This window comes from Streptomyces sp. NPDC002536 (assembly GCF_053594995.1).
Window position 1 is genome coordinate 1 of record NZ_JBSFWU010000082.1, and the last position, 24,314, is coordinate 24,314.

Below are 24,314 nucleotides of genomic sequence, written 5' to 3' on the forward strand. Positions count from 1 at the left end.
GGGGTGCCGCCCCCGCCCCCCGCCCCCCGACGGGGACGCGCCCCCCCGCGCGACCAGCCCAAGTCGACCCGCACTCAGCGCTGAGCCGGAACCGCCCCCGGACCCTCGTCCCGTCGCGCAGCGACAAGCGCATCGCGGATCTCCGTCAGCAGCTCCACCTCGGTCACCGGCTTCGCCGCCTCCGCCTCCGCAGGAGCCTTACGGTCCTGCCACCGCTTCATCGGCAGCAGCATCAGGAAGTAGACCACCGCGGCGGTGATCAGGAAGGTGAGCGAGGCGCTGAGCACCATGCCCCACTGGATGGAGACGCCCTCCGTCACCTCGCCCGCGGCGTTCCGCACGCACGGGCCTTTGAGGCAGGACGAGTAGTGCTCCAGGTCCTTGGTCCCGAAGGCCCCGACGACCGGGTTGATCACGCCCTTGACCACGGAGTTCACGATGTTCGTGAACGCTGCGCCGATGACCACGGCGACTGCCAGGTCGATGACGTTCCCGCGCATCAGGAACGCCTTGAAGCCGCCGAGGACTCCTGTCTTTTTCTCGCTCACCGGAGAGCCTCTCTGTACGCACCTACACCGGAATGCGAGATTCCGATCCGGTTGCACAACATACGAGAGACTCTGGCCGGTCTGTCCAATCGGCAAACGGGAGCCGGGGGGCCTACGGGAGCGTGATGCCGGGGTCCTGTCCGTCGTACGCGTGCCGGCAGAGGCAGTCGGCGTCGGCGGGCTCCGGCAGGGCCTTCACCGTGTCGAAGAGGACCTCGCGCAGCCGTCCCACGTTCTCCGCGAACACCCGCAGGACCTCGTCGTGCGAGACGCCCTCGCCGGTCTCCGCGCCCGCGTCCAGGTCCGTGACCAGGGAGATCGAGGTGTAGCACAGGCCCAGTTCACGGGCCAGGACGGCCTCGGGGTGCCCGGTCATGCCGACCACGGACCAGCCCTGCGCCGCGTGCCAGCGGGACTCGGCCCGGGTCGAGAAGCGCGGCCCCTCGATCACGACCATCGTGCCGCCGTCCACCGGCTCCCAGCCGCGCCCGCGCGCCGCCGCCACGACCGCGGTGCGGCCGGCGGGGCAGTAGGGGTCGGCGAAGGTGGCGTGCACGACGTGGGGGACGGTGCCGTCCGGGAGCGGCTCGCCGTCGAAGAACGTCTGCGTACGCGACTTCGTCCGGTCCACGAGCTGGTCCGGCACCAGCAGCGTGCCCGGCCCGTACGCGGACTGCAGCCCGCCCACGGCACAGGGCCCCAGCACCTGCCGGGCGCCGACGGAGCGCAGCGCCCAGATGTTGGCGCGGTAGTTGATCCGGTGCGGGGGCACGGAGTGGCTGCGTCCGTGCCGCGGCAGGAAGGCGACGCGCCGTCCTGCCAGATCGCCGAGGAAGAGGGAGTCGCTGGGGGCGCCGTAGGGGGTGTTGACCTGGATCTCGGTGACGTCGTCCAGGAAGGAGTAGAACCCCGAGCCGCCGATCACGCCTATGTCCGCTCGCGCGGTGCCGATGTCGACCATGGCCTTCACCTTAGGCGCTGCGGGGCGCAAGCACGACGGAGCCCGCCGTCCCCGAAGGGGCGACGGGCTCCGCTCGTGAAAGATCAGGCAGCCGTGGTGGAGGAGCTGCTCGACGTGCTGGTCGACGGCGTGCTGGACGCGGTCGACGGGGTCGAGGTCGTCGACGAGGCCGGCGTGCTGCTGGACGACGCGCCGCGGCTGTCGTTCCGGTAGAAGCCGGAGCCCTTGAAGACGATGCCGACCGCCGAGAAGACTTTCTTCAGGCGTCCCTCGCACTGCGGGCACACGGTCAGGGCGTCGTCGGTGAACTTCTGCACCGCCTCGAGGCCCTCGCCGCACTCGGTGCACTGGTACTGGTAAGTCGGCACTTGCTCCTCCTGGCACTCTCACTCGATGAGTGCTAACGACGGTCCATAGTGCAGTATTCCTGCCCGTCAGTCCACCGATACCGGCTCGCGGTGATCGACCCCACTCGCCGCGATCCGCGAAGCGGACCCCGGCTGCACCGCCAGCGCCTTGCGCAGCGTCAGCAGGACGGCCAGCGCCAGCGCCGTGCCGATCAGCGGCACCAGGAAGCCCGCGTGCGGGCTGTGCGCGTCGATCAGCTTGCCGCCGAGGGCCGCTCCGGCCGCCTGGCCGAGGCCGACCGAGCCGGTCAGCCAGGTGAAGGCCTCGGTGCGCATGCCGGCCGGCACCAGCTTCTCGACCAGCGTGAAGCCGGTGATCAGCGCGGGTGCGATGCACAGGCCGACGACCAGGCCCAGCGCGCCCAGCAGCGGCAGTGAGTGCGCCGCCCACAGCGGGCTGGTGGCCAGCACCAGCAGAGGGTAGGCGATCAGCAGCCGGCGCTGCGGGCTGCTGCGCCAGGCGACGGCGCCGCAGATGATGCCCGCGGTCATGTTGCCGGCCGCGAAGATGCCGTAGAGCAGGCCGTTCAGGCCGGGCTCGCCGATGTCCTTGGTGAAGGCGGCGAGCGAGACCTGCATGCCGCCGAAGACCGAGCCGATGCCCAGGAAGATCACGGCCAGCACGCGGACGCCCGCGACGGACAGCGCCGAGCGGCCCTTCTCCCCGGTCCCGCCCGCACCGTGCGAACGGCTCGGCTGCGGCTGCGTCCGCCGCTGTGCGGCGAACAGCAGGCCGCCGAAGAGGGTCAGTGCCGCCTCGGCGACCAGGCCGGCCGCCGGGTGGATGCCCGTGCACAGCGCGGTGGCCAGCACCGGGCCGATCACGAACGTGAACTCGTCGGTGACGGACTCGAAGGCCGCCGACGTGGCCATCAGCGGCGAGCCCTCCAGCTTGGCCGCCCAGCGGGCCCGCACCATCGGGCCGACCTGCGGGGTGGACGCACCGGCGGGCACCGCCGCGGCGAACAGCGCCCACAGCGGGGCGTCCGCCAGGGCGAGGGAGATCAGCAGCGAGATCGCGGCGGCGTGCACGATGACGCCGGGGACCAGTACCGCGCCCTGTCCGAAGCGGTCCGCGAGCTTGCCGCCCTGCGGGGCGAACAGGGCCATCGACACCCCCGCGGTCGCCGAGACGGCGCCCGCGGTGGTGTACGAGCCGGTGGTGTCCTGGACCAGCAGCAGGATGCCGATGGTCAGCATCGCGAACGGCTGCCGGGCGAAGAAGCCGGGCAGGAGGAAGGTCCAGGCGCCGCGCGTGCGCAGCAGCCTGCCGTATCCGGGGCGTGCCCCGGCGGTGTCGACCGTGTCAGCCACGGTCCGGGCCTTTCCGCCGCCTGGTAGCACGCACCGCACGGGCGACCGCACGGTGCGCGCCGAGAGCTGTCCTCTCGCGCAGGACCGTGGTAGATACCGCTCCGGCCGCCTTGGTTGCGCAGCCGCGGCCGCCGTGCGGTCGCGCCAGCTCTGCATCAGGCAGAGTTGGTTCGATTGGGGAAGTTGTTGATTACTTCCTCTTTATCATACGGGGTCGCTTTGCTGTGCCTATGGCCCCGGTCACATCCTGCGGTCCGCTGTCGTCGGCCGAGGCCCGCTGCACCCCCAGCCAGCCGGCCAGCTTGCCGCCCTCGGCGACCGCCCGCAGTCGTTTCTCGGTGGCGTCGCGGACCGGGTCCGTGGCCACCACCAGCAGTTCGTCCCCGTGCCGCAGGACGGTCGAGGGGGACGGGACGAAGCTCGTCCCGTCCCGGACGACGAGGGTGACCGCGGCCCCGGCGGGCAGCCGCAGCTCCGAGACCTCCACGCCGTGCATGCGGGAGCCGTCGGGTATCGCGACCGACAGCAGGTGGCCGCGCAGCCGCTCCAGGGGAGCGGACTCTATCCCGAGGTCCTCGGCCTCGTTGTCGCCCAGTTCGAGCCGGCGGGCCAGCCATGGCAGCGTCGGGCCCTGGACCAGGGTGTAGACGATCACCAGCACGAAGACGATGTTGAAGATCCGCCTGCTGTCGTCCACCTCGGCCACCATCGGGATGGTGGCCAGCACGATCGGCACCGCCCCGCGCAGCCCCGCCCAGGACAGCAGGGCCTTCTCCTGCCAGGGCGTGCGGAAGGGCGCCGTGCTGAGAAAGACGGACAGCGGGCGGGCCACCATGGTCAGCACCAGCCCCACGACGAGCGCGGGCAGGATGTCCGCGCCCAGCTCGTGCGGGGTGACGAGCAGGCCGAGCAGGACGAACATGCCGATCTGGGCGATCCAGCCGAGCCCCTCGGCGAAGCCCCGCGTGGCCGGCTGGTGCGGCAGCTTGGCGTTGCCGAGGATCAGCGCGGCCAGGTAGACCGCGAGGAAGCCGGAGCCGTGGGCCAGGGCGCCGCCCGCGTAGGCGGCGGTGGCGATGGCCATGACGGCGATCGGGTACAGACCGGAGGCGGGCAGTGCCACCCGGCGCAGCGTGTACGCGCCGACGAGGCCGGTCGCGATGCCGACGCCCGCGCCGATGGCCAGCTCCAGGGCGATCTTGCCGACCAGGAGGTACCAGTGGTCGACGGGTCCGGCGGCCGAGAAGGCGACGACGAGGATGACGACGGGGGCGTCGTTGAATCCGGACTCCGCCTCCAGCACACCCGTGAGCCGGGCGGGCAGCGGGACGTTGCGCAGGACGGAGAAGACCGCGGCGGCGTCCGTCGACGAGACGACCGCGCCGATGATCAGCGACTGGCGCCATTCCATGCCGGCGAGACAGTGCGCGGCCGCGGCGGTGACACCGACGCTGATCGCGACGCCGAGGGTGGAGAGCACGGCGGCGGAGGGCAGCGACGGTCTTATCTCGTGCCACTTGGTGCCGAGACCGCCCTCGGCGAGGATCACGACCAGGGCGGCGTAGCCGATGACCTGGGTCAGGCCGACGTCGTTGAAGTGGACACCGATGCCGTCCTGGCCGATGGCCACGCCGATGCCCAGATAGATCAGCAGGCTGGGGAGCCCGCTGCGTGAGGAGACCCGCACCGCGGCCACTGCGACGAGCAGCACGAGCGAGCAGATGAGCAGGAGTTCGTTGAGGTGGTCGACAGTCAGGGGCCGGTCCCTTCACGAGTCACGAGCATCACGGGCAACGGGAAGCTTCATTTCCTAATCTAATATTTTACGGGTTCTTAACGCGTTTCGTTGACGATCGCTTCCCGGGCGCTCGGGCGCCGGGTGTGACTCCGCGTCGGGTGGCCCGACGCCCTGCGCCTATGGTTGCTTCCAGCACTCCCGGACCCCCTGCCCCGCGAAGGACAGCAAGGACAGCGATGCCCGCCAACAAGACCGGCCCTTCCGGTAAGAAGAAGAAAGGCCGACGCGGCCGCCTGCTCGTGATCACCCTCGTGCTGCTGCTCGTGGCGGGCGTCGCCTACGGCTCGTACTGGAGCATCGGCACGGTGCGCGCCTCGTTCCCGAAGACCAACGGCACGCTGCAGCTCAAGGGGCTGTCGGGCCAGGTCAAGGTGGTGCGCGACGGCAACGGCATTCCGCAGGTCTACGCGGACAACGCCGAGGACCTGTTCCGCGCCCAGGGCTTCGTCCAGGCGCAGGACCGGTTCTGGGAGATGGACGTCCGCCGCCATCTGACGGCCGGTCGGCTCTCCGAGATGTTCGGCGACTCCACCGTGGAGTCCGATGCCTTCCTGCGCACCATGGGCTGGCGGAAGGTGGCTCAGGAGGAGTACGACACCAAGCTGTCGCCGGCCACCAAGAAGTACCTCCAGGCGTACTCCGACGGCGTCAACGCCTACCTGAAGGACCACAAGGGCAAGGACCTCTCGGTCGAGTACGCGGCCCTGGAGTTCCAGAACGACTACAAGCCCGAGCAGTGGACCCCGGTCGACTCGGTCGCCTGGCTCAAGGCCATGGCCTGGGACCTGCGCGGCAACATGCGCGACGAGATCGACCGCTCGCTCGCCGCGGCCCGGCTGAGCCCGAAGCAGATCGAGGAGCTGTACCCGGCGTACCCGTACGACCGGAACCAGCCGATCGTCGACGGCGGCGCGGTCGACCCCGCCACCAAGACCTTCGACCCCAAGGGCACCCCGGCCACGGCCACGCAGAACGGCACCGCGAACCCGGCCACCGGCGGCTCCGCCGCCAACGGCCTGCGCACCAGCCTGTCCGCGCTGTCCGGCTCGCTCGACAAGGTCCCGGCGCTGCTGGGCCCGAGCGGCAACGGCATCGGCTCCAACTCCTGGGTCGTCTCCGGCAAGTACACGACCACGGGCAAGCCGCTGCTGGCCAACGACCCGCACCTGGCGCCCCAGATGCCCTCGCTCTGGTACCAGATGGGCCTGCACTGCAACAAGGCCAGTGCCGAGTGCCCCTTCGACGTGGCCGGTTACTCCTTCTCCGGCATGCCCGGCATCGTCATCGGCCACAACCAGGACATCGCCTGGGGCATGACGAACATGGGTGCCGACGTCTCCGATCTCTACCTGGAGAAGGTCACCGCCGACACCTACCTCTACGACGGCAAGCAGGTCCCGTTCACCACCCGCAAGGAGACCATCAAGGTCGCGGGCGGCAAGGACCGTGAGATCACCGTCCGTTCCACCAACAGCGGTCCGATCGTCTCCGACCGCAACGACGAGCTCGCCACGGTCGGCCAGGACGCGCCCGTCCAGGACCCCGCCCCCGACCGCGCCGAGGGCTACGCCATCGCGCTGCGCTGGACGGCGCTGGACCCGGGCAAGACGATGGACGCGGTCTTCGGGATCGACCAGGCCAAGGACTTCACCGAGTTCCGCAAGGCCGCCGCCGACTTCGAGGTGCCCTCGCAGAACCTGATCTACGCGGACACCAAGGGCAACATCGGCTACCAGGCCCCGGGCCGCATCCCCGTCCGCGGCAAGGGCGACGGCCGCTACCCGGCCCCCGGCTGGGACTCCGCCTACCAGTGGAAGAACTGGATCCCGCAGTCCGAGCTGCCCTGGGACTACAACCCCAAGAGCGGCTACATCGTCACCGCCAACCAGGCGGTCGCCGGCAAGGACTACCCGGAGAAGCTGACCTCGGACTGGAGCTACGGCACCCGCAGCCAGCGGATAAACGACTTGATCCAGTCCAAGATCAAGGACGGCGGGAAGATCTCGACGGACGACATGCAGAAGATGCAGCTGGACAACACCAGCGAGATCGCCAAGCTGCTGACGCCGTACCTGCTCAAGATCAACGTCAAGGGCGCCAACGAGCGCGAGACCAAGTACGTCCGCGAGGCGCAGGCCCTGCTCAAGGACTGGGACTACACCCAGGAGGCCGACTCCCCGGCGGCCGCGTACTTCAACGCGGTCTGGCGCAACGTCCTCAAGCTCGCCTTCGGCAACAAGCTGCCCAAGGAACTGCGGGTCAAGGGCCAGTGCCTGCGGGTGCGCCCGGCCAACGACGCAGGTCCCCAGGAGGACCTCAACGGCAACACCCGGCTGGTCTGGGAGTGCGGCGAGCGGGACCCGGACGCGGCGCAGCCCGACGGCGGCGACCGCTGGTCCGAGGTCGTGCGCGGCATCCTCGACAAGCCGGACAACGAGTGGTGGAAGACCAACGGCACCCGCACCAACCCCGGCGCCCGCAACCGTGACGACCTGCTCGCCATGGCCATGAAGGACGCCCGCTGGGAGCTGACGTCCAAGCTCGGCAAGGACGTCAACTCCTGGAGCTGGGGCCGCCTCCACCAGCTGAACCTGAAGAACCAGACCCTCGGCAAGGACGGCCCGGGCATCGTCCGGTGGATGCTCAACCGCGGTCCCTGGAACCTGGCGGGCGGCGAGGCCGCGGTCAACGCCGCGGGCTGGAACGCGGCCGGCGGGTACGACGTGATCTGGGTGCCGTCGATGCGGATGGTCGTCAACCTCGACGACCTCGACAAGTCGCGGTGGATAAACCTGACCGGTGCGTCGGGGCACGCGTACAACGCGCACTACTACGACCAGACGGACAAGTGGGCCAAGGGCGAGCTGTTGCCTTGGGCTTTCAGCGCGGATGCGGTGAAGAAGGCCGGCGATGACGAGTTGACGCTCAAGCCTTAGGGCTGTGGGGAACTGCGGGTCGGCTTTGGCCGGTCGCGCAGTTCCCCGCGCCCCTTACGGGGCGAAACGGCGCACCCCTGTCGGGGTGACCACTGCATCCACGGGGTGGTCGTGCGGTTCCTCCGGGACCTGCGCGACCACCTCGTTGTCGTAGAGGAGCACGATCCGTGCCGGGGTCGCGCCCGCGCGGTCCAGGCGGGACAGGACGCGGTCGTACGAGCCCCCGCCGCGGCCCAGCCGCATCCCGCGGCCGTCCACCGCCAGGCCCGGCAGCAGCACCGCGTCCGCCTGCGTCACGGCCTCCGGGCCGAGCCGCTCGCCGTCCGGCTCCAGCAGGCCCCGGCGGGCGGGGGCCAGGTGTGCGGCGCCGCGGTAGAGGGCCCAGTCGAGATCGTTGTCGGGCAGCAGCACCGGCAGCAGCACCCGGACCCCGCGGGCGCGCAGGGCGTCGAGCAGCGCGCGGGTGCCCGGCTCGGTGCCCACCGAGACGTAGGCGGCCACGGTGCGCGCCCGCGCGAGCTCCGGCAGTTCCAGCGCCCGCCGCCCGAGGGCGGCCTGCGCCCCCTCGATGTCCTGGGCAGTCAGTGCCGCGCGCGTGGCCAGCAGGGCCCGCCGCAGCCCGGCCTTGCCGGTACCGTCGGAGTGGATCATTGTTCGTACAAACTCCTTGGCTCGGGTCATACTCGGACGCGTTTCCTCGCCCCATCCCAGTGGATAGTGTTCGGCCCATGACTCTCTCGCGCCCTCGGATCAGCAAGGCTGTCATCCCTGCCGCCGGGCTCGGAACCCGCTTCCTTCCGGCCACCAAGGCCACCCCGAAGGAGATGCTGCCGGTCGTCGACAAGCCGGCCATCCAGTACGTGGTGGAGGAGGCGGTGGCCGCGGGGCTGTCGGACGTCCTGATGGTCACGGGCCGCAACAAGCGTCCCCTGGAGGACCACTTCGACCGCAATTACGAGCTCGAAGAGGCCCTGCGCCGCAAGGGCGACGAGTCCCGTCTGGCCCGCGTCCAGGAGTCCAGCGACCTGGCCACCATGCACTACGTGCGCCAGGGCGACCCCCGGGGCCTGGGCCACGCCGTCCTCTGCGCCGCCCCGCACGTGGGCGACGAGCCCTTCGCCGTGCTGCTCGGCGACGACCTGATCGACTCCCGCGACCCGCTGCTCTCGCGCATGGTCGAGATCCAGGCCCGGCACGGCGGCAGCGTGATCGCGCTCATGGAGGTCGACCCCGGGCAGGTCCACCTCTACGGCTGCGCGGCCGTCAAGCCCACCGACACCGAGGACGTCGTCGAGGTCACCGGCCTCGTCGAGAAGCCGGACGCCGCCGAGGCGCCCAGCAACTATGCGGTCATCGGCCGCTACGTGCTGGATCCGGCCGTCTTCGACGTCCTGCGCGAGACCCCTCCCGGCCGCGGCGGCGAGATCCAGCTCACCGACGCCCTGCAGGTCCTCGCCGCCGAACCCGGCCGCGGCGGGCCGGTGCACGGTGTGGTGTTCACCGGGCGCCGCTACGACACCGGGGACCGTGGCGACTATCTGCGTGCCATTGTCAGACTGGCATGCGAACGTGAAGACCTGGGACCGGACTTCAAGGCCTGGCTTCGCCGGTACGTCACCGAGGAGATGTAGCACTTTGCCGTCTTTGAGCAGCACCGCAGGTGCATCCGCCGCGCCGGGCCGCCTCTGGTCCGTGGACGAGCACCTCGACGACATCCTCGGCAGGATCCGCCCGTTGGAGCCCATCGCGCTCCAACTCATGGACGCCCAGGGCTGCGTGCTGGTCGAGGACGTCACCGCACCCGCCGCGCTGCCCCCCTTCGACAACAGCTCCATGGACGGCTACGCGGTCCGGGTCGCCGATGTCGAGGGCGCGAGCGAGGAGTTCCCGGCGGTGCTCGCCGTCGTCGGCGACGTCGCGGCGGGCAGCGGCGAGCCGCCCTCCGTCGGCCCCGGCGAGGCCGCCCGCATCATGACCGGGGCGCCGCTGCCGCCCGGTGCCGAGGCCGTCGTCCCCGTCGAGTGGACCGACGGCGGCAAGGGCGGCGGCCCGGCCACCACGATGGCCGGCAGCGGCACGGCCGAGGTCCGGGTGCACCGCTCCGTCGACGCCCGGGCCCACGTCCGCGCCCGCGGCGGCGACGTCACGGCCGGGGAGCTCGTCCTCGCCGCGGGCACGCTGCTCGGCCCGGCCCAGATCGGCCTGCTGGCGGCGATCGGCCGCGGCACCGTCTCCGTGCGCCCGCGCCCCCGCGTGGTCGTCGTGTCGACCGGCAGCGAGCTCGTCCCGCCCGGCGAGAGCCTCGCGCACGGGCAGATCCACGACTCCAACAGCTTCATGCTCACCGCCTGCGCCCGCGCCGCCGGGGCCCTCGCCTACCGCGTCGGCGCCGTCGACGACGACCCCGCGACGCTGCGCGCGACCCTGGAGGACCAGCTCGTCCGGGCCGACGCCGTGGTGACCAGCGGCGGCGTCAGCGTCGGCGCGTACGACGTGGTCAAGGAGGCGCTCTCCGGGCTCCCGGCCGAGGAGGGCAGGGTCGACTTCCGCGGGCTGGCCATGCAGCCCGGCAAGCCGCAGGGCTTCGGCCGCATCGGCCCCGACCGCACACCGCTGTTCGCCCTCCCTGGCAACCCCGTCAGCTCCTACGTCTCCTTCGAGCTCTTCGTACGCCCCGCCCTGCGCGCCCTGATGGGCCTGGAGCCCGCGGACCGGAAGGTCGTGCGCGCGGTGTGCCCCGAGGGCGTCGCCTCCTCGCCGAAGGGCCGCCGGCAGTACCTGCGCGGCCGCCACGATCCGGCCACCGGCGAGGTCGCCGTGCTCGGCGGGGCCGGATCGCACCTGGTCAAGGCCCTTGCCGGGGCCAATGCGCTGATCGTCGTCCCCGAGGACGCCACCTCCGTCGCCCCCGGCGCCGAGCTGGACGCGGTCCTTCTCGACTGACGCCGCGGCGCTGCCGGTACGGTGGCTCCCCACAGGACCCGGACCGGGAGAACGATGAGCAGCGCCCAGGACCATCGGCAAGAGCAGCTGACCCACCTCGACGCCGCCGGCGCGGCCCGCATGGTCGACGTCTCCGCCAAGGACGTCACCGCGCGCACCGCCCGCGCGAGCGGCCGGGTGCTGGTCTCCCCGCGCGTCGTGGAACTTCTGCGCGGCGAGGGGGTCCCCAAGGGCGACGCCCTCGCCACGGCCCGCATCGCCGGGATCATGGGCGCCAAGCGCACCCCGGACCTCGTCCCCCTGTGCCACCCGCTCGCCGTCTCCGGCGTCAAGGTCGACCTGACGGTCGCGGACGACGCCGTCGAGATCACCGCGACGGTGAAGACGACGGACCGCACGGGCGTGGAGATGGAGGCCCTGACGGCGGTGACGGTGGCGGCGCTGACGGTGGTGGACATGATCAAGGCGGTCGACAAGGCGGCCGTGATCACGGACATCCGGGTCGAGGAGAAGACGGGCGGCAAGTCGGGGGACTGGCTCCGGTGAACCGGCCTTACCGCGCCCTCGTCGTCACGGCCTCCAACCGCGCCGCCGCAGGCGTGTACGAGGACAAGGGCGGCCCCCTGATCGCGGCCGCGCTGCAGTCCCTCGGCTTCACGGTCGACGGCCCCCTCGTGGTCCCCGACGGGGACCCGGTCGAGGCCGCCCTCCGCGACGCGGTCGCGGCCGCCTACGACGCGGTCGTCACCACGGGCGGCACCGGCATCGCGCCCACCGACCGCACCCCCGAGGCCACCCGCCGCGTCCTCGACCGCGAGATCCCCGGCATCCCCGAGGCCATCCGCGCCGAGGGCCTCGCCAAGGTGCCCACGGCCGCCCTCTCCCGCGGGCTCGCCGGGGTCGCCGGCGGCCGCACGCTGATCGTGAACCTGCCCGGCTCGACGGGCGGGGTACGGGACGGCCTCGCCGTCCTGGAGCGGCTGCTGGTGCACGCCGTGGACCAGATCGGGGGCGGCGACCACCCCAGACCGGCAGAGGGCTCCGACGGGTGAGCGCCATGTGGCCGGTCGAGCTGGCGGACGGCGAGATCGTCCTGCGCCCCATACGGCAGCGCGACCAGCGCGCCTGGCGCGAGGTCAACCAGCGCAACCGCGACTGGCTGCGCCCCTGGGAGGCGACCGTCCCGCCGCCCCCGCCCGGCGGCCCGCCCGGCCGCCGGCCCACCTTCCGGCAGATGGTCCGGCACCTGCGCGCCGAGGCCCACGCCGGGCGGATGCTGCCGTTCGTGATCGAGTACCGCGGCCGCCTGGCCGGCCAGCTGACGGTCGCCGGGATCACCTGGGGCTCGATGTGCTCGGCGCACGTCGGCTACTGGGTGGACGAGGCCGTGGCGGGCCGCGGCGTGATGCCCACCGCCGTCGCGCTGGTCACCGACCACTGCTTCCGCACGCTCGGCCTGCACCGGGTGGAGGTGTGCATCCGTCCCGAGAACCTGCCCAGCCGCCGCGTCGTGGAGAAGCTCGGCTTCCGCGAGGAGGGCCTGCGCCCCCGCTATCTGCACATCGACGGCGCCTGGCGCGACCACCTGGTCTATGCGCTGACCGCCGACGAGGCGGTGGACGGGCTGCTGGACCGCTGGCACCGCACGCGCTCGCAAGAATAAAATAAACGTTCGATATTGACTGTCAATTGACGGTATTCGTTGGCTTCCGTCGGCTTCCGTTGCCAACAATCACAAAAAAAGTTCGAGATATCAGCCGGATCGTGCGACACACCGCGCCAATTGGCGGAATCCGCTGTCCGGACCCCTCTACCGTGTGAAGGGTGAGCAGCAGCGGCCTGATCTACGCAGTCATCGTCGGGGCCTGGGCCGCCTACTTGGTGCCGATGTGGCTCCGTAGGCAGGACGAGCTCAATGAAGCCCGTCCGACGGAACGCTTCAGCACAGCCATCCGGCTTCTGTCCGGACGGGCGGGCATGGAGCGCCGTTACGCCAAGGACCTCGAAGGGCGCACCCCCGCTCCGGCGGCGGTCCCGGCGGACCCCGCGGAGCCGGAGGAGCGCGCCCCCGAGCCGGACGCCGTGACCGAGACGGTCGCCGTCCGGCCCTCCGGCGCGCCCGCGCCCGGCCCGTCGGTGCTGACGCCCGCCGAGCGGGCCCGCCGCACCAAGGTGCTGGCCCGCCGCCGGCGCACGACCGTGCTGCTCTTCCTCGCCTTCACCGTCGGCGCGATCGTCGCGGGCGTGGGCGGCCTGGCGTTCCTGTGGGCCCCCGCCGTGCCGGCGGCCCTGCTGAGTGCGTACATCGGCTATCTGCGGATCCACGAGCGGCGCCGCTTCGCCTTCACCATGGACCGCCGCCGGGCCGAACTGGCCGCCCAGCGGCTGCGCGAGGGCCGCACGCGCCCTCAGCAGGCGGCGCCGGAAAGCGCGTCCGACGCCGCTGACACCGTGGTCCGTGCGGCCCCGGCAGCGCAGCCCGCGACGTCCTCGCGCAGCGCGGACCGGCGGGCGCTCGTCGAGCAGACCGACCACGCCGAGTGGGTGGACCAGCAGCGCGAGCGGGACACCGGCGACGGCTGGGAGCCCGTGCCGGTGCCGCTGCCGACGTACGTCTCGGCGCCGGTCGCCCCCCGCGCGGGCGGCCCCGTCGACCTGGGCGCCCCGGACACCTGGAGCTCGGCCCGCTCCAGCACCGCCGGGCCGGCCCCCGACCGCAAGCCCGCCGCCGAGGAGCGGCGCGGCTCGCGCCCGCTCCGCCGCCGTCCCCGCGAGCGCGGCCGCACACCGCTGTTCGACCAGTACGCCGACGAGGACCGGCCGCGCGCGGCCAACGAGTGAGCCGTGGCCCGGCCCTGGGCGCTGACCAGTGGGGCGGAAGGGGAGCGGATTTCCGAGCACCCCGATCGGGGTGCTAGGGTTTCACTCGTTGCAAGGGCCTGTGGCGCAGTCCGGTAGCGCACCTCGTTCGCATCGAGGGGGTCAGGGGTTCGAATCCCCTCAGGTCCACCGCACATGGGAAGGTCCCGTCCGAGATCACTCGGGCGGGACCTTTTCGTTGTCGCCGCCCCCCTTCCCGCCGGTGTGATCCAGATCATCTTCGCGTAGCCGGTGAATCGGTTCTGCGGACCTGTGGGCCGTGGCACGATCATGCCAATCGTTACCCATGGGTAACGGCCCGGCCGGAGTGCCGACTTCCTCCGGCCGCCCCCACATCACGCCCTTGAGGGACCAACTTTGCGCAATACCACCAGGTATGCCGTTTTACCGGCACTGACTGCCGCCTCCCTGCTCGTCGTCACCGGGTGTTCGGGGTCGTCCGGCACCTCCGCGGCCGGGAAGACCGACCGCACGGAGTCGGTGGCCGCTGCCGGGGCCGCTGATGCGCACCCGCAGCTCGCGGTGGCCGCGGCGCCTGCCGGTGGCGGGGCGCCCAGCGCTGTGGCGACGCCGCAGTCCGACGGGAAGCCCGCGGCCAAGTCCTCGCTGAAGGTGGCCGAGTTCGACAAGAGCAGCGGACGCGCCGTCATCTCCGGCAAGGAGAAGGACGGCGGCAAGGACAAGGACAAGGGCAAGGGCAAGGGCGGAACGCCCAAGCCCGCGGCCCCCGTTGCCGTCGGCGACGTCATCGCCAGCGCCCCGGCCCCCGGCGCGCCCCAGGGCGTGCTGGCGAAGGTCACCGAGGTGGTGGGCACGACCAAGCAGGGCACCGAGGTCAAGACCGCTCCGGCCACGCTGGGCGCCCTGCTGGGCGGCTCCACGGCCAAGGGGCAGGTGCCCGTCGACCCGTCCGCGGTGAAGGTCGAGCCGCTCGCCCCGAAGGTGAAGGTCTCCTGGGCGAAGACCGGCGGCATGCACTTCGGGCCCGAGGGCGCGCAGTTGCCGCTGGGCAGCCTGCGGGTCGACGTCAGCGCGGCGCTGCCCACGGTGACCGGCAAGGCCGGCCCCGCCCAGGGGTCCGTCGACGCCTCCGCCAACGGCTTCGTCCAGCTCTCCCCCGAGGTCGACTTCGCCTACGACGGCAAGGGCACCGCCACCGGCACGCCGGGGACCGCGTCCCTGAGCCTGTCCGGCGACTGGACCTCGCAGTGGGAGCTCAAGGGCCAGGCGGCCGCCACCACGGCGGACGGCAAGCCGCTGCGGGTGCCGTTCGCCAAGCTGCACGCCGACCCCGTCATCACCGTCGGCGTGGTGCCGGTCGTGGTCAACCTCGACCTCACCTGCTACCTCCAGGTCGACGCCGACGGAAAGGTCAGCGTCGACGTCAAGCAGGACGTCAAGGGCGACTTCAAGGTCGGCGGCTCGTACAGCAGGGCCAAGGGCTGGTCGCCGGTCGCCAAGGCGAACATGAGCGGTACGCCGGTGACGGCGACCGCGACCGCCGCCGGCAAGGTGAAGGCCGCGCTCGGCGCCGAGGCCAGTGTCGGCCTCTACGGCAGCGTCGGCGTCACCGGCAACGTGGCCCCGTACCTGCGCGCCGAGGTGGAGGGCACGGCCAGCGGCTCCTCCAACGGCACCGGCTCGCTCGTCGGCAAGTGGGCGGCGTACGGCGGTGTCGACCTGTCCGGGGCGCTGCGGGCGCACCTGGACATCTTCGGTACGCCGGTGTTCGAGCGGAGCATTCCGCTCGGGCCGCTTAACAGGGAGTGGAAGCTCGGCTCCGGTGAGGGTGCGGTACGCACTTCCAAGCGGTAACGCTCCGTTTGGGGTGCGGGGTACGTGCGGGTGCGTTGTGGTTGCTCGCGCAGTTCCCCGCGCCCCTTACGGGGCGCTGACCCCTACAGCCTTGATGCCACCGTGCGGGCGATGCGCACGATGTCGCCCTGCGGTCTCGACGGGAACGCAGGGCGTTCGCGCGTCCAACGGGCCTCCAGGGCGAACCAGTCGACCGGCTTCGGGCTGCGGCCCGCCGCCAGGGCGTCGGAGAGTTCCTTGAAGTACGTCGTCCAGCGCAGCCGGTAGAGGCCGCCGATCAGGCCGGCCCACTCGCGGTTGGCGTAGTCGTGCAGCTTTCCGCCGTCCGCCGCGGCGCGCGGGCCCCATATCGTCAGCAGGGAGACCGCGTCGTACTCCAGGGCGTCGCGCTCGGCGGGGGTGGACCCCCAGGCGCGGGCGTCGGCGGTCCAGCGGCCCAGCAGGTGGCGTGCGTCGGTGGCCGTCACCTGGTCCAGCAGGGTCATCCAGTCCAGCCACTGGCGGGTGAGGCCGTCGAAGCGGGCGCGGTCGGCCGCGTCATGCGCCGCCTTGATGCGGGGCAGCAGCAGGCGGCTGCGGTTGGCGATGCACTGGCGGGCCACGTCCATCAGGTCGTAGCGGTAGGCGGAACTGCCGCGCAGGCCGGGGGCGACGGCCAGCAGGGCCGGCAGGGCCTTCTCGAACTCGGCGGCGTCGTAGCGCAGTCGGCGCGGCGACCAGGTGCCCGCGTGGGTGACGGCCAGGTCCGGGCGGGCGCCGAAGAGGCCGTCGGCGGCCTCGCTCCAGCTGTCGGCGCGGGTGGTGCCGTAGGCGGTGCGGCGCAGGACGTCCCAGGCGCGGGCGGCGTGCGGGTCGGCGGCGCCGTAGCGCGTGACGGACCACTGCCGGAACCAGGCGGCGAGGTCGGTGGGGCCGTCCGTCCAGGCCAGGTCGGAGAAGAGGGCGAGGGCGGCGGGGTTGTTGCCGGTGGCCTCGGGCATCAGGGCGATGCCGCGCAGGGCGCTGCCCGGCTTGGTGCGCCAACGGTCGTACAGCGCGGCCCAGTCGGGGGTGTTGGCGCCCATCGCGGTGTGGCCGCCGAAGTTCCAGATGGAGCCGAAGGCGTAGGGCGTGCCGCCCCAGTCGGCCTCGCGGTCGGTGACCTTGGGGAAGCGGTCGGACAGGCCGTCCAGGACGAGCATCCTCGACCGGTCGACGGCGTCGAGGATCTCGCGCCGCGGGTTCTCCTGCCAGCCGAGGATGGCCCAGACCGCGCCCGGGCGGGCCGACTGCAGCGCCTCCTCCACGGCGCGCGCGGCGTCGGCGACGGGGACGTCGCCGGGGGTGCCGCCCTCGTGCAGCAGGTCCATCTTGTACATCGAGGCGGCGCCGAGGAGTTCCTCCTGCACCCGGTAGAAGGTGCGGGCGACCCGGGCGAAGTGCGGGGTGCGCGGGTCGAGCCAGTCGGGGCGCCGGAAGCCGCCCCAGTCGCCCTGCGGGACGACGCGGGCGCCCGGGTTCCGCCGGTCGAAGTCCTGGGGCACGGTGCCGAACCAGCCGGGCAGCACGGGCGTCATGCCCAGTTCGCGCAGCCGGCCCACGATGCGCTGCGCCAACGCCGCGCGCCGGGCGAGGAGTTCGCCGGACACGGGGCCGCCGTAGGAGGCCATGTTCTGCAGCAGCCACCAGGGCTGGTGCGCGGGCCCCGGGACCCAGTCCCGCAACTCGGCGTCGCCGTAGCCGTGTTCGAGGAAGGTGCGGTGGTAGACGGCGTCGGCGCCCGCGTAGACCAGCACCTCGTTGAAGCCGTGCAGGGCGAGGATGTCGATCTCGCGTTCCCAGGCGGCCCAGTCGCGGTACGGGCCGGTGTAGCCGTCGCTGGTGTCGTTGAGCACGAAGCGGTGGACGGCGTTCGCCGTGCCGGTGACCGGGGAGGCGGGGGCCGGGAGGCGGTCGGGGAGGGCGGTCTGCTCGCCGTTCCAGGAGAAGTGGGCGTGCGCGGTCCGCCTCAGGTAGCGGTGGAATCCGGCGAGTTGGACGGCCGGAGTGGTGCCCTCCACCGTGATCCGGCCGGTCCGGCCGGTCACCCGGTAGGCGTCCGCCCCGCCCTTCCGGGCCACGGTGCGGAAGACGACCTGCTGCCGGTGCCGGGGAAGCAGCCGGGCCAGCGCGGCCGCGGCGGCACCCGCTTCGGCGGCGTCTGCCGGGGCCGGGGAGGTCCCGGCGACCGCTCCGAGGGCTGCGGACCCGGCCACGGCGCCGAGCAGGGTGCGGCGGGGAATGTGCATGAGTGACCTCCGTGTGGCGCGACGGCCTCTGGACCGGACCACGTGAGCGCGGTGATCCTATGAGCCGACGCCGGGAATGGGTCAAGGGCACGGGCGTCGAACCAGCCACGCCGGTTACATTTGGCACGAATGGCCCCATCGAACACCCGTATCCGTCCGACCGTATCCGTCTTGTCCGTCTCATCCGTCCGTATCCGTCCCGTCCGTCCGGCATGAGGATCCCCGTGCGACCACTCATCGCGACCGTCGGCGCCGTGTCCCTCGCGGCCGTGCTGCTCGGTGCGGCGCTGTGCGGCTGTGCCGACCCCGGCGGGCTGAAGGTCACCGGCCCGGCGTCGAGCCCGGCCGCCTCCGTGGCGGGCCCGGTCTGGATCACCGAGGGGGCCGGTCAACCCCCGGTGCGCCGTCCGGCGTCCTTCGAGATCAGCGGCTCGGTCCGGCTGACCGGGCTGCGCTGGAAGTCCTGGGGCGGCGCGACCGCCGAGGCGACCGGCGAGGTGTCGGGCGGCTGGTGCGCGCCGGCCTGCCGCGACGAGCCGTACCCGGTCGGCGTCACTCTGGGCGGCCTGGTCCGGCAGGGCGGCTCCGGCTTCTACAGCCGGGCCGTGGTCGAGGCCGCGGGGCTGCCGCCCGCGCAGCAGAAGGAGCTGCGCGACCTGCGGCTCTTCGTGCCCAAGGAATAGGAAGGAACAGGGGGGCGTCCGTTGGGACTGCGCATCAAGACCGCCGTGGCGATCACGGCGGTCTCCGCCCTGGTCGCCGTCCTCATCGGGCTCGTCGTCCATCACCGCACCGCCGTCAACCAGTTGGACACCGCCCGCAGCGAGATCGACCAGCGGCTGCTGACCGCCGTCGAGGACCACGCGGCCGGGCTCGACCGGCCGCGGACGATCCTCAACCCCTACCGGATGCCCGGCCCGCTGCGCCGCGCCGTCGAACAGGGCAAGCGCGCCACCTACCTCGACCGCAGCGGCCCCGAGCCCGCGCTGTGGGCCGCGACCCGGCTCGGCGACGACATCATCGTCATCAAGCACGCCTACACCCGCCAGGACCGCAACCTCGCCTCCCTCGACGAGGACCTCTGGCTGGCCGGCGGCCTCGGCACCGCCCTCGCCGCCACCGTCGGCGTGGCCCTGGCCACCATCGTCGGGCGCCGCCTCAACGCCTCGGCGCGCACCGCCGAGCGCATCGCCGACGGCGACCTGACCGCCCGGCTGAAGCCGCGGGGCGGCAAGGACGAGATCGCCCGGCTCATCCACTCCGTCAACACCATGGCCGACGCCCTCGCCGCCCGCCTGCAGGCCGAGCGCGAGGTGACCGCCAACATCGCCCACGAGCTGCGGACCCCGGTGGCCGGGCTGGTCGCGGCGGCCGGGCTGCTGCCGCCGGGCCGGCCCGCGGAGCTGGTCCGGGAACGGGCGCAGCGGGTGCGGTCGCTGATGGAGGACGTGCTGGAGGTGGCCCGGCTGGACGGTGACGCCGAGCAGGCCGAGACGGACGTACGGGCGCTGGGCGAGCTGACCCGGCGGGCGGTGCGGGCGGCGGCCGCGCCGGGGCAGGAGGACGTCACGGTCACGGTGGTGCGCGAGTGCCTGGTGGAGACGGACGCGCGGCGGGTGGAGCGGATACTGGCCAACCTCGTCACCAACGCCTTCCGGCACGGCGCGGCCCCGGTCGTCGCGGAGGTGGACGGCGGCGTCATAAGGGTCCGCGACGGCGGGCCCGGCTTCCCGGAGCACCTGCTCACGCGCGGCCCCCAGCGCTTCCGCACCGGCTCGCGCTCCGGCCTCGGCCTGGGCCTGACCATCGCCGCGGGCCAGGCCCGGGTGCTGGGCGCCCGGCTGACCTTCGCCAATCCCGCGGGCGGGGGCGCGGAGGCGGTGCTGGACCTGCGGGACGCGGTGCGGGGCGGTGCCCCGTAGGGGGCGCGGGGGAGTGGGGCGGTGCGTCGGCTGCGGGCGCGTCGTGGCTGGTCGCGCAGTTCCCCGCGCCCCCTACGGGGCACCCCATCGGAAGCGCCCTGGCGTGCGCAGCCGGAGGGTCGCCCCGAGAGTGGGAGCCATGAACGACAACGTCCTCTTCCTGACCGTGCCCAGCCGTGAGCGCGGGCACCGTGCGCTGGAGGCCCTGCGCCAGGCGCACGCCGACGACGACATCACCCTGCGCGAGGGCGCCGTCATCGCCCGGGACGCGGAGGGGGCCCTGGACTTCCCCGACGCCGTCGACAACACCGGCAGCGCCCACGCCTTCGCCATGGGCGGCCTGCTCGGCGGCCTGCTGGGCATCCTCGGCGGACCGCTCGGCGTCATGATCGGCTTCGGCGCGGGCGGCCTGATCGGGGGCCTGCACGACGCCCGGGAGGCCACGGCCTCGAACGCGGCCCTGGAGATGCTGGCCGCGGAGGTGCCGCCGGGCGCCACGGTGCTGATGGCCGAGGTCCAGGAGGAGAGCCCGGAGCCGGTGGACCGGCTGCTGGAGCCGTTCGGCGAGGTGCGGCGCTACCCGGCCGAGAAGGTGCGGGCGGAGGTCGAGGCGGCGATCAAGGCGAGTCCTGCGAGCGGGGCGAAGCCGGGCCGCTGAGCGGCTTGGTGAAGCAGCGGCTGCTGTCGTACGTGCGGTAGAGGCCGAACTTGAGCTGTGCCGGGACCGGCGCGTAGCCGGACGAGGCGTAGAGCGTGATCGCCTCCGGCTGCATGGTGCCGGTCTCCAGCACCATCCGTATCCGGCCCGCGGCCCGGGCGTCGTCCTCCAGCACGGCCAGGATCCGGCGGGCCAGCCCGCGCCCGCGCGCCTGCGGGACGACGTACATCCGCTTGATCTCGGCGTCGCCGTCCGCGTACCCCTCGTCGTTGCGGTCCTGGGCGCGCCAGCCGCCGGTGGCGACGGGCGTCCCGTCGTCCTCGTACGCGATGAGATACAGCCCACAGGGCGGGACGAACTGGGCGGGTTCCATGGGCGTGAGGTCGCCGTCTCCGTACCGCTGCGCGTACTCGAGTTGGACCTGCTCCTGGAGCTTCACGGCGTCGGGGTGGTCGTACGAGACCGGCAAGATCCGCATTCGCCGATCGTACGGAAACGGGTACCGTACCGGAATGCTCACCGTGACGACCGTGAATGTGAACGGCCTGCGCGCTGCGGCCAAAAAGGGCTTCGTGGAGTGGCTGGCACAGACCGAGGCGGACGTCGTCTGCCTCCAGGAAGTGCGGGCCGAGCCGCACCAACTGCCCGACGAGGTGCGCGAACCGGAGGGCTGGCACGTGGTGCACGCCCCGGCGGCGGCCAAGGGCCGCGCCGGCGTCTCCCTCTACTCCCGGCGCGAGCCGGACGCGGTACGCATCGGCTTCGGCTCGGCCGAGTTCGACGGCAGCGGCCGCTACGCGGAGATCGACCTGCCGGGCGTGACGGTGGCCAGCCTGTACCTGCCCTCGGGCGAGGTCGGCACCGAGCGCCAGGACGAGAAGGAACGCTTCATGGCGGAGTTCCTGCCGTACCTGACCGGGCTGCGCGCCCGGGCCGAGGCGGACGGGCGCGAGGCGCTGGTGTGCGGCGACTGGAACATCGCGCACACCGAGGCGGACCTGAAGAACTGGAAGGCCAACCGCAAGAGCGCCGGGTTCCTCCCGGAGGAACGGGCGTGGCTGTCCGAGGTGTTCGAGCAGTACACGGACGTGGTGCGGGCTCTGCACCCGGACGTGGCGGGTCCGTACTCGTGGTGGTCGTACCGGGGGCGGGCCTTCGACAACGATTCGGGGTGGCGGATCGACTACCAGGCGGCGACGGCGGGGCTCGCGGAGCGCGCGGTGAAGGCGGCGGTGGAGCGGGCGGCCAGTCATGACCTGCGGTGGTCGGACCACGCGCCCGTGACCGTCGCCTACGACCGGTAACCCGGCGGGAGGGCGTACGGGGCACGGTTCAGCTGCGTGCCCTGTACGCCCTCGCGTACGCCTGCGCGGCGATAGGCTGCACACAGTCGGTACCGGACGGAGGAGGGGCACGATGACCACCGCTGCCGCGGGCGAGCCGGGCATCCCGCCCATGCCGGAGAGAACCCCGAAGGCCCTCCGCGAAGCCATCGCCCAGCACGCCCCCCAGCTCCTGCCCGACTTCGACGCGCACTGGAAGCGGTACGTCGCCGACGCATACGACATCAGCACCGTGCCTGCCTTCATGGCCCGTTGGTGGGGCGAGTACGCAATCGCCCGCGACCCGCGGCTCGACGCCCACGTCACCGGCCTTGAGCACCGCGCCGCCTACGAGTGCACGGATTCCGCCGAAGCCAAAGCGCTCCTGGAAGAAGCGTCCAACATCCGCCACATGGCAGCCCGCACGGAGCCCGGCCGGTGACCAACGGGTTCATGGGCCCGCCCTGGCAGATGGACTGGACCCTCAAGGCCCAGGCAGCACGTGACGCGCTGCCCGGGCATGTACGGAAGATGATCGACGCAGCCCGTGCAGAGCTGGTCACGGCGAACGACCCGTACTTTCGCGGAATCGACGAGGATGGCGGCCTGTCCGAAGACTTGCGTGTCGAACCCGCCAGGTCCAGCGACCCGAAGGGCCCTCGCATCCTGTACTTCGACAACGGGCACGGCTGGTTGAAGTACACGTTCGTGCGGCGGACCGAGGACCCGCAGATCGTTGTGGAGGAGATCTTCTGGCAGTGACGGTCCGTGTCCGGGCCGGTGATTGCCCCCTTCGGGGCGCGCCTAGCGGCTGCGGGCCGGGCCGTTCACGGATGCCGGCTGCTTCACGGGTGCCCCCGTCCACATCTGGTGGATGGCGGTGTCACTCTGCAGCCACTGCCGGGCCGGTGCCCCGTCCGCCACGGCCGGGTACGTGATCTCCAGGACCTGGTTGCTGTTGAGGTTCACGAGCAGGTGGCTGTTCGGTTTCGGCGACTTCCAGAAGTACCAGAGCTGGTTCGTGTAGTGAGGCTTGCACGTCCACTGCTGGGCCGGGGCGCCGACGTCCTTGCGGGAGTCGGCGATCTCCAGGCACTTCTCGCTGTTCTTGTTGACGAGCATGAACGTGCCGTCCACGCCGCCGGTCTCCCACTGGATCCGCCAGTGCGAGCCGGGCTGTCCCTTGCAGGCCCACTGCTGGGCTCTGGCGCCGTCGGCCTTGCTGGAGTTCTCGATCTCCAGACACTTCTGGCTGCTGAGGTTGACCTGTAAGTCGTTGCTCTCCACGGCCTGGCCGGTGCTCGGGGTCAGGACGACGACGGCTGTGGCGGCGGTGGCCAGCGCGGTGAGCTGAGGAAGGATCTTCACGTTCGGTCCGTTCTCGTTCGAGGCGTGCGTACAGTGACGCGGGGTACGAACGGGACAGTACGCACCGGAGATACGGACCGAACATGGGAGAATGCGTCATACCGGTTGTGACAGGGAGGAGTTGACGTCACACCCGCTGCAAGTCCGACTGGAGCGTTGCCAGGTCGATGCCGTTGACCTTGCCGACCTCCTTGTACTCCTGCGAGAGGATCGCCCACGCCTCGTCGGAGTAGGTGGACCACCAGTCCCACGCGATCGGCTGCACCGCACCCCAGGTGATGCAGTACAGCCAGTCCGCGTCGTAGCCGAGCAGCGGGATCGCGTGGCCGCCCTCGATCGGCTGCTCCTGCCAGCCGGGGTCCAGGGTCCACGGCTTGCCCGCGCCGAACTGTTCCTGGGCGTTGGACGGGACCTGGATGCCGGCGTAGACGCCGCCGAAGAGGTTGATGGTCTGCTTGATCGCGGTCAGGTCGTGGACGTTGACGGGCGCGTAGGCCATGACCTTGTTGCCCCAGAGGCCGCCGTTCTGCCAGGACTTGAGGACCTGGGACTCCACGAGCCCGGTGTCCTTTCCGCCGGACAGCTTCAGGTACTGGTCGATCACCTGCTGCTCGGTCGGCACCGTGTCCTTGGAGCCGACCTGGGCGTTCCACGACTGGATCGTGTGCGCGGCGGCGGCCATGGTGCAGTCGCCGTAGCGGTCGTTGCCGTCCATGGGCCAGTTCGTGACGTTCTTCGCCCAGTCCACCGCAGCCGGCGGTGCGGGCAGCGGAGCCGCAGCATAAGCGGTGAACTCCTTGAGCGCGACCGGGAACTGCGGGCGCAGCTTGCCGAATTTTCCTGAGACGCGGACCATTCTCTTCACTCCGTCCACCAGGCGTGGGAGGTGCAGGGTGAGGACCAAGCTCCCAGACAGGGGGGTCATTTCCCAGAGTAATGCCGTATTCCGTATCCGCATTTTCACCGGGGACGGGACGGTCCGGTTCATCGCTTCTTCAATATCTTGGCGTGTTCGGCCTTGAAGCCGATGGCGACCACGTAGACGACGCTGACCGCAACGCGGCATAGCCGAAGGCAGAGCTGACGGTCGGCCCCGAACAGGCCCGGGACCGGCTGGACGTCAAGGTCCACCTCCTGCACAGCGACGCCGCCACGCAGAGCGTCACGGCCTGGGT

The 24,314-nt window shown here is 71.9% G+C and carries 25 protein-coding genes and 1 tRNA gene; 15 read left to right on the top strand and 11 right to left on the bottom strand.

Annotated elements, in window-relative coordinates; genetic code table 11:
- Positions 1 to 74: 74 nt before the first annotated feature.
- The 5 genes from mscL to ACWD4B_RS25715 form a co-directional block, all read right to left on the bottom strand.
- A complete protein-coding gene (mscL, locus tag ACWD4B_RS25695) occupies positions 75 to 548 on the bottom strand; it encodes a large conductance mechanosensitive channel protein MscL (RefSeq protein WP_451422964.1) in 474 nt (157 codons plus the stop codon).
- Positions 549 to 660: 112 nt separating this feature from the next.
- Positions 661 to 1,509, bottom strand: a complete 849-nt coding sequence (locus tag ACWD4B_RS25700; RefSeq protein ID WP_451422965.1) for an S-methyl-5'-thioadenosine phosphorylase — start codon at positions 1,507 to 1,509, stop codon at positions 661 to 663.
- An 83-nt stretch (positions 1,510 to 1,592) separates the two neighbouring features.
- Entirely contained in the window at positions 1,593 to 1,877 is a 285-nt protein-coding gene (locus tag ACWD4B_RS25705) for an FmdB family zinc ribbon protein (RefSeq protein ID WP_451422966.1), read from the bottom strand.
- 66 nt (positions 1,878 to 1,943) lie between these two features.
- Positions 1,944 to 3,230, bottom strand: a complete 1,287-nt coding sequence (locus ACWD4B_RS25710) for an MFS transporter (protein ID WP_451422967.1) — start codon at positions 3,228 to 3,230, stop codon at positions 1,944 to 1,946.
- Between the two features lie 190 nt (positions 3,231 to 3,420).
- Positions 3,421 to 4,941, bottom strand: a complete 1,521-nt coding sequence (locus tag ACWD4B_RS25715) for a potassium/proton antiporter (RefSeq protein ID WP_451422968.1) — start codon at positions 4,939 to 4,941, stop codon at positions 3,421 to 3,423.
- Positions 4,942 to 5,204: 263 nt separating this feature from the next.
- Here ACWD4B_RS25715 and ACWD4B_RS25720 point away from each other — a divergent pair, with 263 nt between their 5' ends.
- Entirely contained in the window at positions 5,205 to 7,964 is a 2,760-nt protein-coding gene (locus ACWD4B_RS25720; RefSeq protein WP_451422969.1) for a penicillin acylase family protein, read from the top strand.
- A gap of 54 nt (positions 7,965 to 8,018) precedes the next feature.
- Here ACWD4B_RS25720 and ACWD4B_RS25725 read toward each other — a convergent pair whose 3' ends face one another.
- Entirely contained in the window at positions 8,019 to 8,615 is a 597-nt protein-coding gene (locus ACWD4B_RS25725; protein WP_451422970.1) for a 5-formyltetrahydrofolate cyclo-ligase, read from the bottom strand.
- 77 nt (positions 8,616 to 8,692) lie between these two features.
- On the opposite strand from ACWD4B_RS25725, the gene galU reads away from it, so the two are divergent.
- The 8 genes from galU (at position 8,693) to ACWD4B_RS25765 (ending at position 15,602) form a co-directional block, all read left to right on the top strand.
- The gene (galU, locus tag ACWD4B_RS25730; RefSeq protein ID WP_451422971.1) at positions 8,693 to 9,595 is read left to right on the top strand and encodes a UTP--glucose-1-phosphate uridylyltransferase GalU; all 903 of its coding nucleotides are present in this window, start codon (positions 8,693 to 8,695) and stop codon (positions 9,593 to 9,595) included.
- Between the two features lie 13 nt (positions 9,596 to 9,608).
- A complete protein-coding gene (glp, locus tag ACWD4B_RS25735) occupies positions 9,609 to 10,907 on the top strand; it encodes a molybdotransferase-like divisome protein Glp (protein WP_451422972.1) in 1,299 nt (432 codons plus the stop codon).
- A 54-nt stretch (positions 10,908 to 10,961) separates the two neighbouring features.
- A complete protein-coding gene (moaC, locus tag ACWD4B_RS25740) occupies positions 10,962 to 11,453 on the top strand; it encodes a cyclic pyranopterin monophosphate synthase MoaC (protein WP_451422973.1) in 492 nt (163 codons plus the stop codon).
- Positions 11,441 to 11,959, top strand: coding sequence for a MogA/MoaB family molybdenum cofactor biosynthesis protein (locus ACWD4B_RS25745; RefSeq protein WP_451422993.1), 519 nt, complete (start codon positions 11,441 to 11,443; stop codon positions 11,957 to 11,959). Before moaC ends, ACWD4B_RS25745 begins: the two co-directional genes overlap by 13 nt.
- A 5-nt stretch (positions 11,960 to 11,964) precedes the next feature.
- Positions 11,965 to 12,570, top strand: a complete 606-nt coding sequence (locus ACWD4B_RS25750) for a GNAT family N-acetyltransferase (RefSeq protein WP_451422994.1) — start codon at positions 11,965 to 11,967, stop codon at positions 12,568 to 12,570.
- Positions 12,571 to 12,731: 161 nt separating this feature from the next.
- Positions 12,732 to 13,748: a divisome protein SepX/GlpR gene (gene sepX, locus ACWD4B_RS25755; protein ID WP_451422974.1), complete on the top strand. Its 1,017-nt coding sequence runs from the start codon at positions 12,732 to 12,734 to the stop codon at positions 13,746 to 13,748.
- Positions 13,749 to 13,842: 94 nt separating this feature from the next.
- Positions 13,843 to 13,916 (top strand) — tRNA-Ala (locus tag ACWD4B_RS25760).
- A gap of 228 nt (positions 13,917 to 14,144) precedes the next feature.
- Positions 14,145 to 15,602, top strand: coding sequence for a hypothetical protein (locus ACWD4B_RS25765; protein WP_451422975.1), 1,458 nt, complete (start codon positions 14,145 to 14,147; stop codon positions 15,600 to 15,602).
- 83 nt (positions 15,603 to 15,685) lie between these two features.
- On the opposite strand, the gene ACWD4B_RS25770 is transcribed toward ACWD4B_RS25765, so the two are convergent.
- Positions 15,686 to 17,869 (bottom strand): alpha-N-acetylglucosaminidase, encoded by a 2,184-nt coding sequence (locus ACWD4B_RS25770; RefSeq protein ID WP_451422976.1) that lies wholly within the window; start codon positions 17,867 to 17,869, stop codon positions 15,686 to 15,688.
- A 224-nt stretch (positions 17,870 to 18,093) separates the two neighbouring features.
- Between ACWD4B_RS25770 and ACWD4B_RS25775 the strand changes: the two genes are divergently transcribed.
- From ACWD4B_RS25775 to ACWD4B_RS25785, 3 genes are all read left to right on the top strand, one after another.
- Entirely contained in the window at positions 18,094 to 18,552 is a 459-nt protein-coding gene (locus ACWD4B_RS25775; RefSeq protein ID WP_451422977.1) for a hypothetical protein, read from the top strand.
- A 21-nt stretch (positions 18,553 to 18,573) separates the two neighbouring features.
- On the top strand, positions 18,574 to 19,791 hold the full coding sequence (locus ACWD4B_RS25780; RefSeq protein ID WP_451422978.1) for an ATP-binding protein: 1,218 nt from the start codon (positions 18,574 to 18,576) through the stop codon (positions 19,789 to 19,791).
- Between the two features lie 139 nt (positions 19,792 to 19,930).
- Positions 19,931 to 20,449 (top strand): DUF1269 domain-containing protein, encoded by a 519-nt coding sequence (locus ACWD4B_RS25785; protein WP_451422979.1) that lies wholly within the window; start codon positions 19,931 to 19,933, stop codon positions 20,447 to 20,449.
- On the opposite strand, the gene ACWD4B_RS25790 is transcribed toward ACWD4B_RS25785, so the two are convergent.
- Complete coding sequence (locus tag ACWD4B_RS25790) at positions 20,409 to 20,927, bottom strand: GNAT family N-acetyltransferase (protein ID WP_451422980.1); 519 nt, start codon at positions 20,925 to 20,927, stop codon at positions 20,409 to 20,411. The genes ACWD4B_RS25785 and ACWD4B_RS25790 overlap by 41 nt on opposite strands.
- Before the next feature lie 34 nt (positions 20,928 to 20,961).
- On the opposite strand from ACWD4B_RS25790, the gene ACWD4B_RS25795 reads away from it, so the two are divergent.
- From ACWD4B_RS25795 to ACWD4B_RS25805, 3 genes are all read left to right on the top strand, one after another.
- Complete coding sequence (locus ACWD4B_RS25795) at positions 20,962 to 21,753, top strand: exodeoxyribonuclease III (RefSeq protein WP_451422981.1); 792 nt, start codon at positions 20,962 to 20,964, stop codon at positions 21,751 to 21,753.
- A 112-nt stretch (positions 21,754 to 21,865) separates the two neighbouring features.
- Positions 21,866 to 22,213, top strand: a complete 348-nt coding sequence (locus tag ACWD4B_RS25800) for a hypothetical protein (RefSeq protein WP_451422982.1) — start codon at positions 21,866 to 21,868, stop codon at positions 22,211 to 22,213.
- On the top strand, positions 22,210 to 22,533 hold the full coding sequence (locus tag ACWD4B_RS25805; protein ID WP_451422983.1) for a hypothetical protein: 324 nt from the start codon (positions 22,210 to 22,212) through the stop codon (positions 22,531 to 22,533). Before ACWD4B_RS25800 ends, ACWD4B_RS25805 begins: the two co-directional genes overlap by 4 nt.
- 42 nt (positions 22,534 to 22,575) lie before the next feature.
- On the opposite strand, the gene ACWD4B_RS25810 is transcribed toward ACWD4B_RS25805, so the two are convergent.
- From ACWD4B_RS25810 to ACWD4B_RS25820, 3 genes are all read right to left on the bottom strand, one after another.
- A complete protein-coding gene (locus ACWD4B_RS25810; RefSeq protein ID WP_451422984.1) occupies positions 22,576 to 23,139 on the bottom strand; it encodes an RICIN domain-containing protein in 564 nt (187 codons plus the stop codon).
- Between the two features lie 127 nt (positions 23,140 to 23,266).
- Positions 23,267 to 23,995, bottom strand: a complete 729-nt coding sequence (locus ACWD4B_RS25815; protein WP_451422985.1) for a hypothetical protein — start codon at positions 23,993 to 23,995, stop codon at positions 23,267 to 23,269.
- Positions 23,996 to 24,123: 128 nt separating this feature from the next.
- A complete protein-coding gene (locus tag ACWD4B_RS25820) occupies positions 24,124 to 24,270 on the bottom strand; it encodes a hypothetical protein (protein ID WP_451422986.1) in 147 nt (48 codons plus the stop codon).
- Positions 24,271 to 24,314 lie beyond the last annotated feature (44 nt).

Coding starts and splice junctions, on each gene's coding strand:
- ACWD4B_RS25700 (WP_451422965.1), bottom strand. CDS start 1,509: ATGGTCGACATCGGCACCGCGCGAGCGGACATAGGCGTGATCGGCGGC.
- ACWD4B_RS25720 (WP_451422969.1), top strand. CDS start 5,205: ATGCCCGCCAACAAGACCGGCCCTTCCGGTAAGAAGAAGAAAGGCCGA.
- ACWD4B_RS25725 (WP_451422970.1), bottom strand. CDS start 8,615: ATGATCCACTCCGACGGTACCGGCAAGGCCGGGCTGCGGCGGGCCCTG.
- galU (WP_451422971.1), top strand. CDS start 8,693: ATGACTCTCTCGCGCCCTCGGATCAGCAAGGCTGTCATCCCTGCCGCC.
- moaC (WP_451422973.1), top strand. CDS start 10,962: ATGAGCAGCGCCCAGGACCATCGGCAAGAGCAGCTGACCCACCTCGAC.
- ACWD4B_RS25750 (WP_451422994.1), top strand. CDS start 11,965: ATGTGGCCGGTCGAGCTGGCGGACGGCGAGATCGTCCTGCGCCCCATA.
- ACWD4B_RS25770 (WP_451422976.1), bottom strand. CDS start 17,869: ATGCACATTCCCCGCCGCACCCTGCTCGGCGCCGTGGCCGGGTCCGCA.
- ACWD4B_RS25785 (WP_451422979.1), top strand. CDS start 19,931: ATGAACGACAACGTCCTCTTCCTGACCGTGCCCAGCCGTGAGCGCGGG.
- ACWD4B_RS25790 (WP_451422980.1), bottom strand. CDS start 20,927: ATGCGGATCTTGCCGGTCTCGTACGACCACCCCGACGCCGTGAAGCTC.
- ACWD4B_RS25795 (WP_451422981.1), top strand. CDS start 20,962: ATGCTCACCGTGACGACCGTGAATGTGAACGGCCTGCGCGCTGCGGCC.
- ACWD4B_RS25800 (WP_451422982.1), top strand. CDS start 21,866: ATGACCACCGCTGCCGCGGGCGAGCCGGGCATCCCGCCCATGCCGGAG.
- ACWD4B_RS25815 (WP_451422985.1), bottom strand. CDS start 23,995: ATGGTCCGCGTCTCAGGAAAATTCGGCAAGCTGCGCCCGCAGTTCCCG.